The sequence below is a fragment of the Phenylobacterium sp. genome, from assembly GCF_004799395.1.
Taxonomy (GTDB): Bacteria; Pseudomonadota; Alphaproteobacteria; order Caulobacterales; family Caulobacteraceae; genus Phenylobacterium.
Map to the genome: position 1 here is coordinate 1 of NZ_SSMZ01000071.1, position 13,785 is coordinate 13,785.

A 13,785-nucleotide genomic window follows, 5' to 3' on the forward strand; every position below is an offset into this window, starting at 1 on the left:
GGCCGGTGCCGCCGAAGCGGCACCGGCCTGGGCCTGGCGATCTGCCGCGAACTCGCCCAGCTCATGGCTGGCGAGATCAGCGTGGAGAGCGAGTTCGGCCTGGGTTCGAAATTCACCCTGCGCGTCCCGCTCGAATGGATCGGCGCGGAAAAGTCCGCCGGGTCGGGCGGCATGCCGGAACTGTGCGCCGAGCCTTCGGAAATCACGCTGCGCGTGCTGGCCGCCGAGGACAACGCCGTCAACCAGCTGGTCCTGAAGACCCTGCTGCATCAGATGGGCGTGAATCCCACCGTCGTCGACAACGGCCGGCTGGCCGTCGAGGTCTGGGAGAGCGGCGACTGGGACGTGATCCTGATGGACATCCAGATGCCGGTGATGGACGGCCTGACCGCCACCGCGCACATCCGCGCCAAGGAGCTGGCCACAGGCCGCACCCGAACCCCGATCGTGGCGCTGACCGCCAACGCCATGTCGCATCACGTGGACCAGTACGCCGCCGCCGGCATGGACGGCCATGTGGCCAAGCCGATCCAGGCCGCCGATCTCTTCGCCGCCCTGACCACGGCGGCCGTCCCGCCGCAGGTGAAGCCCGGCGGCGGCGCGCGGGCCGAGGTGGCTTAGCGCGCGCTTGGCGGGGGCTTCAGCCACGCCGGCTTGTCGTCGGCGTCGGCGACGCTTTCGGCCAGCTTGTAGAAGAAGCGATTGAACGCCCCGGCCGCCTGGAAATCCATCGGCTGGGTCAGGTCGTCCTGCGGGCGGTGGTAGCGGATCTGATACCACTCGCGATAGCGCTGCTCGGCCTCGGTCCCCGGCTCGTAGCCGAAGATGAAGCCGGTCCCGGGAATGCCGGCCTGCATGAACGGCCAATGGTCGGCCCGCGTCAGCAGACTGCGCTCCGGCTCCGGGTCGGGCTGGATGCGGATCGCCATCGAGGCGGCGACCTCGCGGGCCGTACGGCCGAGCGTGGTGTCGTCCACGGCCAGCTCGGTCAGGATCTTCAGCGGGAATAGCGGGCGCAGCTGGTCGAGATTGATGTCGGCGACGATCTCGGCCTTGGGTACGGTCGGGTGGTCCACAAACCAGTGGGCGCCGAGCAGGCCCTTCTCCTCGCCCGTGAAGGCGGCGACCACGACGCTGCGGCGCAGCGGCCTGTCTTTGTGCTTGTCGGCGAAACGGATGAGCGTGCCGACATAGGCCGCGTCGTCCAGCGCGCCGTTATAGAGATTGTCGCCCTTCACCGGCTCGCCATAGCCGTAGCCGTCGAGGTGAGCCGTAAGCGCCAGGTACTGGCTCTTCAGCCCTGGGTCGCGGCCCGGCAGGACGGCCAGCACGTTCTTGGCGGTGAAGTCACGCCTGGTCAGATGGAATTGAGCGTGGAGGCGGCCGGGAACGTCGAAGGCCGGCAAGGGCTGGCTGTCGCCGCCCAGCTTCAAGATCTCCGCGGGGTCATGGTCGGCGCCGGCGATCGCCGTCTTGAAGGCATCCGCGCTCAGCGTCATTGCGGGCAAGGCCGCGGCGGCCGGCGGCGCGGTTCCGGCGATCGTCACGGACCGTGCATAGGCCGCAGGCCAGCGCGGCGGCTCGATGGTGAAATAGGGATCATCCACCTGGATCACGCCCGCCGCGCCGGCGGCGGCCGCGGCCTGGATGCGCTGTCCAGCCGAGGGCAGGCCCGCGCGCTTGGTGTTGAAGCAGATCACCACCTTGCCCTTGGCGCCCTCAAGGTCTTTCGGTCCGCAATAGCCGCGGAACGTCATCGGCGCGTCCAGTCCCGCCGGCAGCTGGTCGGTGGGCCGGACGGTGATGTCGTGCAGGAAGACCAGCGGCGTTTCCTTGCCCCCGTCCTGGATCACGCCGAAACTCGTCCCGTCCTTCTCCACGCGGCTCTCGTGCACCGGGAAGACCTGGAACCAGCCACCCTTGTCTCCGGCCGGCTTCAGGCCCGCGGCCTTGAATTTCGCCGCCACGATGTCGGCGGCGCGATCGTAGCCGGCTGAGCCGATGTCCCGGCCCTCCATGGCGTCCGAGGAAAGCGCCTCGGCGATCTGCCACCAGGCCTTGGTGTCCGGGTCCTTGATCCCGGCGGAACGGGGCGGCGCGGCGCTCGCACCGCCGGCGACGAGGCCGGCGAGCACCAGTCCGGTGAGGGCGGCTTGCGGGCTCATTGGTAGCGGTGGAACCAGGCCATGATCGCCGCGGCCTTGGCCGCAGCCTGCGACGGCCGTTCGGCCAGCCCGCCGTGCGAGGCGCCGGGCACCTGGATCATCTCGCTGGCGACGCCGCGCAGTTGCAGGGCGTCGAAGAACTGCTCGGCCTCCGAGGGGGGGGTGCGGTGGTCGTCGGTGCCGACGATCACCAGGGTCGGCGTCACGACATTGCCGACCAGGGACAGTGGCGAGCGGCGCCAGTAGTTCGCCTGGTCCTCCCACGGCATCTTGCCGAACCAGGAGGTGGCCATGAAGTTGTAGCCGTCCGTTGTCAGGACCTCGCTGGTCCAGTTGATCACCGGCTTCTGGGCGGCCGCGGCGCGGAAGCGGCCGGTCTTGCCGACGATCCAGGCGGTCAGCGCCCCGCCGCCGGAGCCGCCGGTGACATAGAGGTGGTTCGGATCGGCCGAGCCCTTGGCGACGGCGGCGTCGACCGCGCTCATCAGGTCGTCGTAGTCGTGGCTGGGATAGTTCTTATCGATCTCGTTGGCGAAGGCGTCGCCATAGGAGGTCGAGCCGCGGGGATTGGCGTAGACCACCAGGTAACCGCCGGCCGCATAGAGCTGGTCGTCGGTGGAGAACACCGGGCCGTAGGCCGAGAACGGCCCGCCGTGGATTTCCAGGATCAGCGGATACTTCTTCGACGGATCGAAATTGGGCGGGGTGACCAGCCAGGCGTCGATCGGCTTGCCGTCGTAGGACGACTTCACCGCCAGGGGCTCGACCTTGGCCAGGGTCTTGTCGGCGAACAGGTCGTCATTCAGGTGGGTGAGCTTAACGGCCTTGCCGGCCTTGACCACCGCAATGTCGGGCGGGCTAAGGGCATCGCCCATGGTGAAGGCCACCAGCCCGTTCTTGCCGACTGAGAACTCGCCGCCGGTATAGGGACGGTCCATCTCCGCACCGTCGGTCAGGCCCGCGGCCACGTCGGTCATCTTTCCGTCGAGGGTGACGCGGGCGATCCTGGTGACCCCGTGGTCGGCGTAGTCGACGTAGATGCTCTTGCCGTCGGCGGCCCAGGCCGGGCGACCGACGCTGCGATCGAAGTCGCCGGTGATGACGCGGCTGTTCTTGCCGTCGGCGTCCATGACGTAGAGGTGGACGTTGTCGTAGCCGCGGTGGCCTTGGTCGTCGAAGCCGACATAGGCGATCTTGCTGCCGTCCGGCGAAGGGGTCGGCGCCTGGTCGGGGCCCTTGCGGGTGGTCAGCTGGGTCATCACCCCGGTGGCGGTCGAGACCGAGAAGATGTCGCTTTCGCCGGCGTCGCGTTCCCAGTCCTTGGAGCGGTTGGACGAGAACAACAGGCTCTTGCCGTCCGGCGTGTAGGTCAGCTGTCCGCCCTCATCGAACTTGCCGAAGGTGATCTGCCGCGGCTGTCCGCCGTCGGCGGAGACCGTGAACAGGTGGCGGTAGCCGGGTTTCACATAGCCCGCGCCGTCGCGGCGATAGGTGACGCGGTCGATCAGGTGCAGCGGCTCGGCCCAGTGGGCGCCGGGAGGCGCCGCCATCGGCGCGCCCAGCGGCAGCGGCGGAACCGGCGTCAGCATGACGAAGGCCAGTGTCTTGCCATCCGGCGACCAGGTGATGGCGTTGGGCGCCTGCTCAAGGTTGGCGACCTTGGCGGAATGGCCAGTGGCCATCCAGCGCACATATAGCTGGGCGCCCCCGGGGCCGGCGGAGATGTAGGCGATGCGCGTACCGTCCGGCGACCAGACCGGCTGCAGGTTGGCCGTGTCATCGGCCGCCAGCGGCGTCTGGGCGCCTGTCGCGGGGTCCACCAGCCAGATCGACGGGTGGCCGTTGTCAGTCATGATGTCCTGCGTCGTGCGGACATAGGCGACCATGCCGCCGTCGGGACGCACCTGCGGGTCGCCGGCCGCGCGCAGGCCGAAGATGTCGCGGCCCTGGAAGAGGCGGTTGGGTCCCTCTGGCACCTGGGCCGAAGCCGGCGCAGTGACGGATGACGCACACGCAATCGCGAGGGCAGACACGAGCAAAGTAAGACGCATAGATGATCCCCGAACTTGAAGCGCGCTTACAAAGGCCGCGCCGGGAGGGTTTGTCCAGCGCGGCGCGGATCGCTACATGCTGCTTCCATGGCCGAAGCCTTCAACGACAAGATTCTGCCCACCGACAAGGCGACGCGGTACGCCGCCGTGGCCGAGGAGATCGCCGCGGTGCTCGAGGGCGAGCCCAACCTGACGGCGCGCATGGCGACGGTGACGTCCATGCTGGCCGCCAGCTTCGACCACTTCTTCTGGACCGGTTTCTACGTCGTCGATCCGGACAAGCGCGAGGAACTCGTGGTCGGGCCCTACCAGGGCACGCTGGGCTGCCTGCGCATCGCCTTCGGCCGCGGCGTTTGCGGAACGGCGGCGCGCACGCGCCAGACCCAGATCGTGCAGGACGTCGAGGCCTTCCCCGATCACATCGCCTGCGACAGCCGCGCCAAGAGCGAGATCGTGGTGCCCGTGGTGGACGCGCAGGGCCGCCTGATCGCGGTCTTCGACGTTGATGCCGAAAGTCCGGCCGCCTTCGATCAGGTCGACGCCGATTGGCTGGAAGGCATCTTGCAGGACACGTTCGCGGACTAGTTCCAGCGCCAGGTGATCGCCCGGCAGAACCCGTTTGTAGACCGGCTCCGCGGGGCTGGACGAAGCCTCGTCGTGGCCGGCGGTGGCGGGTTCGGCGCCTTGCCTGGCGATGGACAAGCCGGTCGTGCTCGCGGGGGCGGCGCGCGAAGGCGCCCCTAAGTTTCAACGTTTCGGTTTCCGCATGGCCGTCTTTCGGCGCAGCGGCAACCACTATCCTCGACCCGCCCACCCAGGCCGAGCCGCAGACACGTTGACGTTCGCGTCAACCGGTCTTGTCTTACGCAGCGGCGCCTTCATACAGTCGTTTTGACGCGCCAATAGAGGCGTTTGGATTTCACCAGGGAGCTTAAGGCTATGGCCGAAGCCTATATCGTAGCTGCGACGCGGACCGCCGGCGGACGCAAGGGCGGACGTCTCCGCGAATGGCACCCGGCCGACCTGGGCGCGGTGGTGCTGAACGAACTCGTCGATCGCACCGGCGTCGATCCGGCGGTGATCGAGGACGTGGTCATGGGCTGCGTCATGCAGGTGGGCGAGCAGGCCACCAACATCGCCCGCGGCGCGGTGCTGGCCTCCAAGCTTCCGGAAAGTGTGCCGGCCACCAGCGTCGACCGTCAGTGTGGCTCCTCGCAGCAGGCCCTGCACTTCGCCGCCCAGGCGGTGATGAGCGGCACCATGGACGTGGTGATCGCCTCGGGTGTCGAGAGCATGACCCGCGTGCCGATGGGCCTCTCCGTCGCCCTGCCGGCCAAGGAGGGCTTCGGCAATCCGATGAGCCCGAACCAGCAGAAGCGCTATCCGAACATCCAATTCAGCCAGTTCATGGGCGCCGAGATGATGGCCGCCAAGTACGGCCTGACCAAGGATCAGCTGGACGAATACGCCTACAACTCGCACCAGCGCGCTATCGCCGCCACCCAGGCCGGCGCCTTCAAGAACGAGATCATCGCCATCGACGGCAAGGACGGTAAGGGCGACGAAGGCTCCACGGTCCGCCACGATAGCGACGAGGGCATCCGCTACGACTCGAGCCTCGACGCCATCAAGGGCGTGAAGCTGCTGCGCGAAGGCGGCGCGATCACCGCGGCCACCTCCAGCCAGATTTGCGACGGCGCCTCGGGCGTCATGGTGGTCTCGGAAAAGGCGCTGAAGGAATATGGCCTCACTCCGCTGGCCCGCATCCACCATCTGACGCTGATCGGCCATGACCCGGTGATCATGCTGGAAGCCCCGCTTCCGGCCACCGAGCGCGCGCTGAAGAAGGCCGGCATGTCGATCGACGACATTGACCTCTTCGAAGTGAACGAGGCTTTCGCCTCGGTGCCGGTGGCCTGGCTGAAGGCCACGGGCGCGGACCCGGCGAAGCTCAATGTCAACGGCGGCGCTATCGCGCTCGGTCACCCGCTGGGCGCCTCGGGCACCAAGCTGATGACCACCCTGCTGCACGCGCTGAAGGCCCGCGACAAGAAGTGGGGCCTGCAGACCATGTGCGAGGGCGGTGGCCTCGCCAACGTGACGATCGTCGAGCGGCTCTAGACTCCGTCTCGCCATGGCCGGACGCGTCTTCGCCATCACCGGCGCGTCGGGCGTCCTGGGCTCGGCCGTCGCCAAGGCGGCGGTGGCGCAGGGCGCGCGCGTCGCGCTGATCGACTTCGCCAAGACGCCGCCCCCGGGATTGCCGAGCGGCGACGGCGTGCTTGTGCTGGGCGGCGTCGACCTCACCGACGCCGTGGCGGCCGGAGCGGCTATCGACGCCGTGGCCGACCGCTTCGGAGGCCTGGACGTGCTCCTGAACATCGCCGGCGGCTTCCGGTGGGAGACCCTGGAGACCAGCCTGGCCGAGGGCTGGCATCGGCTGTTCCTGATGAACGTCCAGACCGCCGCGAACACCAGCCGCGCGGCCATTCCCTATCTGCGGGAGAGCAGGTCAGGCCGCATTGTCAATGTCGGCGCCAACGCCGCGCTGAAGGCTTCGATGGGCATGGGGCCATACGCGGCGTCCAAGGCGGGCGTGCACAGCCTGACCGAGAGCCTGGCCGAGGAACTGAAGTCCGACGGCGTCACCGTCAATGCCGTGCTCCCCTCGATTATCGACACCCAGGCCAACCGCGCCGACATGCCCAAGGCGGATTTCGCGACCTGGGTGACGCCGGAGGAACTGACCGCGGTTATGCTGTTCCTGGCCGGCGAGGAGGCCAGCGCCGTCACCGGCGCGCTGATCCCGGTGACCGGTCGCATCTAGCGCGACGCCCGCTGTGCCAGCCGTGGATCGAGGCGGATCGCCTCGGAATCGTCGGCTCCCGCCCGGCGCAGGTCGTTCTTGGCGGCATAGGCCTTGCTGCGGAAGTGGAAGGCCAGCGCGTCCCCGCCGTTAAGAGCGATGGCCTGGCTGAGGTCGGCGATGGCGGCGTCCATGTCGTGCGCATCAAGGTGGGACAGCCCGCGTCCACGCCAGGCCTCCTCGTCCCTGCGATCCAGTTCCAGCGCCTTGGTGTAGTCGACGACGGCCCTGCGGTTGTCGCCCTTGGCGTGCTCCAGGAAGGCTCGGTTGCGGTAGGCGATCGCCGAATCCGGCTGCAGCCGCACCGCGGCCTCGAAGTCGGCCAGCGCCAGGTCTTGGTCGCCCCGCGCCGTCAGCGCCTGGCCACGGTCAAGGTAGGCGACAACCTGCGAGGGGTTCATCTCGATCGCCTTGCCGAAATCGGTGATAGCGTGGTCCCAGTCGGCCTTGGCCAGATAGGCCGCGCCGCGATTGACATAGGCGTCGCCGAACCGCGGTTCGAGCGCGACGGCCTGGGAGAAGTCAGCGATGGCCAGGTCGCGGTGGCCGGTGGCCAGATAGGCGTCGCCGCGGGCCTTGATCGCCGCAGCGTCGCCGGGATCCATGGCGATGGCGCGGCTGAATTCGGCGATGGCGCGCTCGGGATCGCCGCTGGCCCGCAGCGCCATGGCGTGTTGCAGATGCGCGCCGGCGCTGTTGGGATTGAGCCGCAGCGCCTCGGCGGAGTCCGCGCTGGCGTGGGCCGAGTCGCCCTTGCGCTGGTAGGCGAGGCCGCGGCCGCGCCAGGCGTTGGCGTCGGCGGGGTTCACCGAGATGGCCGCGGTGAAGTCGGCGATGGCGCGGTCGACGTCCCCACGGTTTACGTAGATCGCACCTCGGCTGACCAGGATCGCCGAGTCGCGGCTGTCGAGGTTCACCGCCGCGTTCAGGTCGGCCAATGCCTTGTCCTGCTGGCCGTGCTTCATCTCCAGCGCCGAGCGGTTGAGGTAGGCGGAAGCGACCTTGGGGTCGAGGGCGATCGCGGCGTCGTTGTCGGCCTGGGCCAGGGCGTCCTCGCCACGGGCGGCCCGCAGGAGGCCGCGGTTGACGTAGACCCGGGCCAGCGCCGGCGCTGGCGTCGCGGCTTGCCCCAGCTTGATCGCTGCATCGTAGTCGCCGATGGCCCGGGGCAGGTCGCCGCGGCTCTGGTAGAGGAAGCCCCGGTTCCGCAAGGCGCCGGCTATCAGGTCGGGCTGGCCTATGTTCCTGGATTGGATGATCCGCGTGCAGGCGGTCACCGCCTTGGCCGGGTCATTGCCGGAACAGGCCTCGATGTCGGCGATCCCGGCTGCGCCGCTCCCCGCCGTCATCTGACCGTGAGCGGTCGTGGCCGAGAGAAGGACCGCGAACGCAACGGCAAGCTTCGTGATCCTCATCACCTCACCGGCCCGGCGTCAGCGTCACCACCAGCTCGGCGTCGTGGTCGATCGCGGCGCGGCTGAAGTCCAACGGCACGTAGGACCCGGTGGCCCAGAGCGGGAAGAGGTCGCGGTAGTGGACGCTGAAGGGGTCGCCGGACTGGCCTGGCGTGTTCACGGCGACGGAATTGTCCCAGGCGCCGACGTCCATCACCAGCCTGACCGAGGCCCCGGCGATCTGGTTGAAATCGCTGGCGCGGTAGGTGGCCGCCCGCGGGCTCTGGGCGGAGCCCGGAATCTCCAGCGCGCCTGTGCCCAGCTGCTGGGCGAGCTGGCGGTCGGCGAGGACGGCGATCGGCGGGGTGAAGTCGGCGTGGTGCAGCCGGCCCCAGGTCCAGGTCGCCATGTCGGGGCCCAGGCGGGCCCTCAGGTCGCCCAGCGCCTCGGCGAGGCTGGCGAGCAAAAGGCCGTCGCGGGTTGCCGCGGCCTGCGGCGACTCCAGCCAGGTCACCACGCCATCGAGACTGCCGGAGCCGACCAGCGCGCGGGCGGACGAAGGGATCGTCGAGGCGACCACGGCGCGGCCCAGGTGGCCGCTGACCCAGACCTGATAGATGGCCGCGGCCGCACTGCCGGTGGTCTCGTCATTGTCCCAGGTCCGGAGCAGCTCCAGGGCCTTGGCGAGCGGCGGATCGGGCGCGTTCAAGCCCTTCAAAAGCGCGATGGTGCGGCGCGACAGGGCGTCGTGGCTGTCGGTCTGCAAGGCCATGGAATCGGCCAGGGTCGCCTTGGGCAGCCCCGCCAGAACCTCCTCGATGCGGGTGATCCGCGAGCGGTCGGCCCACTCGTAGCTGGTCGTGCGGTTGGCCGGATAATCGGCGGGCAGGTTCATCTGGTTGGCGGTGGCGACGAAGCCCCTGGGCGGATTGTGCAGGGCGGGAAGCTGGCTCTCCGGCATCATCCCGGCCCACTCGTAGCGCCCGTCGCCCGGCACCGGCAGCAGGCCATCCCAGTTGGGCCGTGACGGCGTCAGGCCTGCGGCTGACCAGCCGATGTCGCCGCCGGTCTCGGCGAAGACCAGGTTCAAGGGCGGCGTGCCCCAGGCCTCCTGCCCGGCCTTGAAGTCCGCCCAGGACTTGGCCCGCCACATCCGCGAGGAGCCGAAATAGCCCGATGCGCCGGGCAGGTTCCAGACGGTGCGCATGGCGAAGGCGTGGGCCCCCTTTCCAGTGTCTGGCGTCTCGTCCAGCACCGGTCCGTGGCGGGTGAATTTCAGGGTTACGTCGCGCGGCGCCTCGCCTTTCACTTCGATGGTCTCGTGGACCACCTTCATGGCCTCAAAGCCGCCCTTGTAGCGGTAGGATTCCCCCTTGGTCTCGTAGACGTAGAGGTCCTCCTGATCGATGTAGAAGATGGTCAGGCCCCAGGCCATCTGGCCGTTGTGGCCGAAGGAGACCCCGGGCAGGGACGGCTCGCCGGCGCCGATGATGTCCAGGTCCGGCGCGTTGAGGTGGACGATGTAGCGCAGCGAGGGCAGGCCGACCGGCCGGTGTGGATCGTTCGCCAGGATCGGACGTCCCGTCGCGGTGCGCGACGGCGCGATCACCCAGTTGTTGGAGCCTTCGTTCTGATAGGCGTCCAGGGCCTCAGCCAATTGGACCTGGGGCGCAGCCTCGGCTTTTTTCCCGGCGGCGGTGAGGGCTTCGAAGCTCACCGGCTCGGTGGCCAGCAGATAGTCCTTCAGCACGTCGGCGGGCACGATGCAGGGGTCGAGTCCGGCGGGGATCGTCGGGGTATGCGCCGGCGACAACGTGCGGCGCAGGAGGTCGGCGGGCAGGCCCGCGGCGCAGGCCACCTGGGCCCGGGCGACTTCGGATGAGACGTTCGAGACCAGCGCGTGGCTGCGGATGCGAAGGACGTCCTCGGCCGCCCAGGCCTCCGGCCTGCTGGCGGTCAGCTTGAACTCGACGGGAAGCGGCCGCTTGCCCGCGTTCACCTCGGCCACATAGGCGTTGACGCCCGCGGTGAATGCCTCGACGGCTTCGCGCGCGCCGGGCGCATAGGCCGCCCACTCGGCCGCCATGTCGCCGCGGTAAAGGAAGAGCCGCGCCGCGCGGTCCTGGGGCACATAGGACGGCCCCAGGCTGGCGGAGAGCCGGCCCAGGCCGCGCTTCCTCCAAAGGTCGATCTGCCACAGCCGGTCGCGGGCGGCGTTGTAGCCCTGCAGGAAGAAGGCGTCTCGGGAGCTGGCGGCGAAGATGTGTGGGATACCCCAGTGGTCGACGACCATCCGGGCCGGGGCGTTCAGGCCTGCGACGCTCCAGGCTTCCTGCTTGACCGCCGTCGACTGAGCGGACGCCGCGCCGGCGCACAGCAGGCCCGCGACCGCGCCCATAAGCGCCTTGCCGACCCTGCCCATGGCCACACTCCCCCCAATTATTGCGAAGAGTTGACGACAGATTGGGCCATTCGTCCACGCACGCTTGCGGCGAGCCCGGCGCGGGGCTTTAGAATTCCCGGACCAGCAAAGGGGAAACGCCATGATCGGCTATGCAACCATCGGCACCAACGACCTCGACCGCGCCAAGGACTTCTACGACGCCGTGCTGGAGCCGCTGGGCGGCCGACGCACCTTCGCCAACGGCGAGCGCATGCAGTTCTACGGTTCCAAGGAGACACCGGGGATGATCGCCATCTCCAAGCCCTATGACGAGCAGCCGGCCACGGTCGGCAACGGCAGCATGTTCGGCCTGCCCGCCGCCACCACGGACCAGGTCGACGCCGCCCACGCCGCGGCGATCGCCGCCGGCGCGACCTGCGACGGCCCGCCCGGCCAGCGCATGCCGACCTTCTACGGAGCCTATTTCCGCGACCTCGACGGCAACAAGATCTGCGTCTTCAAGCTGGGCTGAGATGATCAGCTACACGACGGTCGGGACCAACGATCTTGATCGCGCCCGGGCGTTCTATGACGCCGCGCTGGCCCCGCTGGGCGGCTGGCGAACGCTGACCTATGAGCGGTCGCAATACTATGGCGGGCCGGACCGCGGGGCGATGCTGGGGATCGTCCTGCCCTTCGACCGCGAGGCGGCGACCGGCGGCAATGGGACCATGGTCGCCCTGACCGCGGCCTCGGCCGAGGACGTCGATCGGGTCTACGCCGCCGCCCTGGCTGCGGGGGCGACCTGCGAGGGCCCGCCCGGGCAGCGCATGGCCAACTTCTACGGCGCCTATTTCCGCGATCCCGACGGCAACAAGCTGTGCGTCGTCTACATGGGGAAATAGTCGATCCTGACTGCACTGTGGAATCTGCGGCGTCAGGCGCGCGCTCTTCAGAATAACGGCCTTGCTCAAGCCGGATCGCCGCCGCAAGACTGGCCACGCCCACAGCAGGATTGGGGCTTGTGCTGAGGATATCTGACCATGCGCGCCACGTTTGCGTTCGCGGGCCTCGCCGCTCTGTTCGCCACTTCCGCGCTCGCCCAGACGGCTCCGGCCGAACTTGCCAAGCCGCCCCCTGGCGCCACCCACTTCATCATCGAGTCGACCGGCGGCAAGCATGGCGATTCCTGGAGCTGGACGGCGCCGGACGGCACGCGGATGGCGCGCGAGACCTGGAACCTGCGCGGCCAGCAGTGGGATCAGGACTACACCGGCAAGGCCGGCGCCGACGGGATGCCGGCGAGCCTGGCCATTCACGGCGTCTCGCCCTCGGGTGACGCCGGAGAGACCTTTAGGGTCAGCGGCGGCCAGGCGAGTTGGAAGAGCCCGATCGACGCGGGCCACGCCGCCTACGCCAAGCCCGCATTCTACGTTTCCCAGGGCGGCCCTTTCGACATCAACGCCTGGTTCCTCGAGCGCCTGTTGGCCACGCCTGGCAAGACGCTCGACCTGCTGCCCAGCGGCAAGGCGACTGCGGTCAAGCTGACCACCGCCGGGGTCGGGGAGGGCGCCAAGAAACAGACGATTGTCCTGTGGGCGATCAGCGGCCTCTCGCCCACGCCATTCCCGATCTGGGCGGATGCGAAAGGCAAGCTCTTCGGCGCTACCGGCGTCGTCGCCTGGCTGCCCGAGGCCTATGCCGGAGAGCTGAAGAAGCTGGACAAGATCCAGGGCGACGCCATGGCCGCCCAGGCGCCGAAGATCTACCAGGCCGTGGTCAAGGTCCCGGCCGGCGCGGTGGCCTTCACCCATGTGAAGATGTTCGACGCCGACGGCCTGAAGTTCCTGTCCGACCAGACGGTCGTGGTCGACAGGGGCGTGATCACAGCCGTCGGCTCCGCCGCCACGGTGAAGCTGCCGGCCGGCGCCCAGATCATCGACGGCAGGGGCAAGACGCTCGTCCCGGGCCTCTGGGACTGCCACATGCATGTGGGCGACGACTACACCGGCCCGCAGGAGCTTTCGCTGGGCGTGACGTCAGTCCGCGATCCCGGCAACAACGACCTCCTGACGATCGACCGGCGCACCCGTGCGGCGGCGGGCCAACTCCTGATGCCGCACGTCTATCCGTCGTCGCTGATCGACGGGAAGGGCCCCTACACCGCCCAGGTCGCCAATGTCGCCACCAGCCAGGCAGAGGCCATCGCCCTCGTCGACAAGGCCAAGGCCAACGGCTTCACCGGCGTCAAGTTCTACGGGACCTTCAACCCGGACTGGCTCCCGGCCGCGGCCGCCGAGGCGCACAAGCTCGGCCTGCACGTCCACGGCCACATCCCGGCCGGCATTCGCCCGGTGGACGCGATCAACGACGGCTATGACGAAGTGACCCACATCAACTGGATCATCATGCAGGCCGCGCCGGACGACGTGATCAAGGTCTCCAACGGCATCGCCCGCTTCGAGGGGCCTGGCCGTTTCGGCAAGGACGTCGACCTGAACGGCCCGGCTATGAACCTGATCGTCGATACGATGGTGGCCAAGCACATCTACAACGACCCGACGATGGTGGCCTTCGAAAGCCTCTATGTGCCGGACAACGGGGACCTCGATCCGTCCTACGCGCCGTTCGTCGGCACCATGCCGGCGGCCACCGAGCGCGGCTTCCGCACCGGCGGCTTCGCCGTGCCCAAGGACCTGACGCGCGCCGACTACCGCGCCAGCTGGGCCAAGATGGTGGGCCTGCTCACCAAGATGCATAAGGCCGGCGTGCCGATCGTCAGCGGCACCGACGGCATCGGCATCGAGCTGATCCACGAGCTGGAGATCTACGAGCAGGCCGGCTTCACCCCCGCCGAGGCCCTGGCCGCGGCGACCATCGTGCCGGCCACCCTGGTTGGGCAACAGGCCCACACCGGCTCCATCAA

General features: G+C 68.8%; 10 protein-coding genes and 1 pseudogene. 7 read left to right on the plus strand and 4 right to left on the minus strand.

Features of this window, described 5'->3' with window-relative positions:
* A partial coding sequence (locus tag E8A12_RS04575; RefSeq protein WP_293366590.1) for a response regulator occupies positions 1-621 on the plus strand: 621 nt, incomplete at its 5' end.
* Here E8A12_RS04575 and E8A12_RS04580 read toward each other — a convergent pair.
* Both E8A12_RS04580 and E8A12_RS04585 read right to left on the minus strand, forming a co-directional pair.
* On the minus strand, positions 618-2,165 hold the full coding sequence (locus tag E8A12_RS04580; protein ID WP_293366592.1) for a M28 family peptidase: 1,548 nt from the start codon (positions 2,163-2,165) through the stop codon (positions 618-620). The two genes, E8A12_RS04575 and E8A12_RS04580, sit on opposite strands and share 4 nt — an antisense overlap.
* Entirely contained in the window at positions 2,162-4,141 is a 1,980-nt protein-coding gene (locus E8A12_RS04585; protein WP_293366593.1) for a S9 family peptidase, read from the minus strand. Before E8A12_RS04585 ends, E8A12_RS04580 begins: the two co-directional genes overlap by 4 nt.
* 162 nt (positions 4,142-4,303) lie before the next feature.
* On the opposite strand from E8A12_RS04585, the gene E8A12_RS04590 reads away from it, so the two are divergent.
* The 3 genes from E8A12_RS04590 (at position 4,304) to E8A12_RS04600 (ending at position 7,043) form a co-directional block, all read left to right on the plus strand.
* Positions 4,304-4,801, plus strand: a complete 498-nt coding sequence (locus E8A12_RS04590) for a GAF domain-containing protein (RefSeq protein WP_293366595.1) — start codon at positions 4,304-4,306, stop codon at positions 4,799-4,801.
* A gap of 354 nt (positions 4,802-5,155) precedes the next feature.
* On the plus strand, positions 5,156-6,337 hold the full coding sequence (locus E8A12_RS04595; RefSeq protein WP_293366596.1) for an acetyl-CoA C-acetyltransferase: 1,182 nt from the start codon (positions 5,156-5,158) through the stop codon (positions 6,335-6,337).
* Between the two features lie 13 nt (positions 6,338-6,350).
* Positions 6,351-7,043 carry an SDR family NAD(P)-dependent oxidoreductase gene (locus tag E8A12_RS04600; protein ID WP_293366598.1) on the plus strand — a complete coding sequence of 231 codons (693 nt, stop codon included), beginning with the start codon at positions 6,351-6,353 and terminating at the stop codon, positions 7,041-7,043.
* On the opposite strand, the gene E8A12_RS04605 is transcribed toward E8A12_RS04600, so the two are convergent.
* Both E8A12_RS04605 and E8A12_RS04610 read right to left on the minus strand, forming a co-directional pair.
* On the minus strand, positions 7,040-8,431 hold the full coding sequence (locus tag E8A12_RS04605; protein ID WP_293366599.1) for a tetratricopeptide repeat protein: 1,392 nt from the start codon (positions 8,429-8,431) through the stop codon (positions 7,040-7,042). The genes E8A12_RS04600 and E8A12_RS04605 overlap by 4 nt on opposite strands.
* A gap of 70 nt (positions 8,432-8,501) precedes the next feature.
* Entirely contained in the window at positions 8,502-10,898 is a 2,397-nt protein-coding gene (locus E8A12_RS04610; RefSeq protein ID WP_293366600.1) for a penicillin acylase family protein, read from the minus strand.
* A gap of 121 nt (positions 10,899-11,019) precedes the next feature.
* On the opposite strand from E8A12_RS04610, the gene E8A12_RS04615 reads away from it, so the two are divergent.
* The 3 genes and pseudogenes from E8A12_RS04615 to E8A12_RS04625 all read left to right on the plus strand — a co-directional run.
* Positions 11,020-11,391, plus strand: a complete 372-nt coding sequence (locus E8A12_RS04615; protein WP_293366601.1) for a VOC family protein — start codon at positions 11,020-11,022, stop codon at positions 11,389-11,391.
* A 1-nt stretch (position 11,392) separates the two neighbouring features.
* Positions 11,393-11,764: a VOC family protein gene (locus E8A12_RS04620; protein ID WP_293366602.1), complete on the plus strand. Its 372-nt coding sequence runs from the start codon at positions 11,393-11,395 to the stop codon at positions 11,762-11,764.
* Between the two features lie 138 nt (positions 11,765-11,902).
* A pseudogene (locus E8A12_RS04625) lies at positions 11,903-13,785 on the plus strand (hypothetical protein); the annotation flags it as partial.

Coding starts and splice junctions, on each gene's coding strand:
- E8A12_RS04580 (WP_293366592.1), bottom strand. CDS start 2,165: ATGAGCCCGCAAGCCGCCCTCACCGGACTGGTGCTCGCCGGCCTCGTC.
- E8A12_RS04615 (WP_293366601.1), top strand. CDS start 11,020: ATGATCGGCTATGCAACCATCGGCACCAACGACCTCGACCGCGCCAAG.
- E8A12_RS04605 (WP_293366599.1), bottom strand. CDS start 8,431: ATGACGGCGGGGAGCGGCGCAGCCGGGATCGCCGACATCGAGGCCTGT.
- E8A12_RS04590 (WP_293366595.1), top strand. CDS start 4,304: ATGGCCGAAGCCTTCAACGACAAGATTCTGCCCACCGACAAGGCGACG.
- E8A12_RS04620 (WP_293366602.1), top strand. CDS start 11,393: ATGATCAGCTACACGACGGTCGGGACCAACGATCTTGATCGCGCCCGG.
- E8A12_RS04600 (WP_293366598.1), top strand. CDS start 6,351: ATGGCCGGACGCGTCTTCGCCATCACCGGCGCGTCGGGCGTCCTGGGC.
- E8A12_RS04610 (WP_293366600.1), bottom strand. CDS start 10,898: ATGGGCAGGGTCGGCAAGGCGCTTATGGGCGCGGTCGCGGGCCTGCTG.
- E8A12_RS04595 (WP_293366596.1), top strand. CDS start 5,156: ATGGCCGAAGCCTATATCGTAGCTGCGACGCGGACCGCCGGCGGACGC.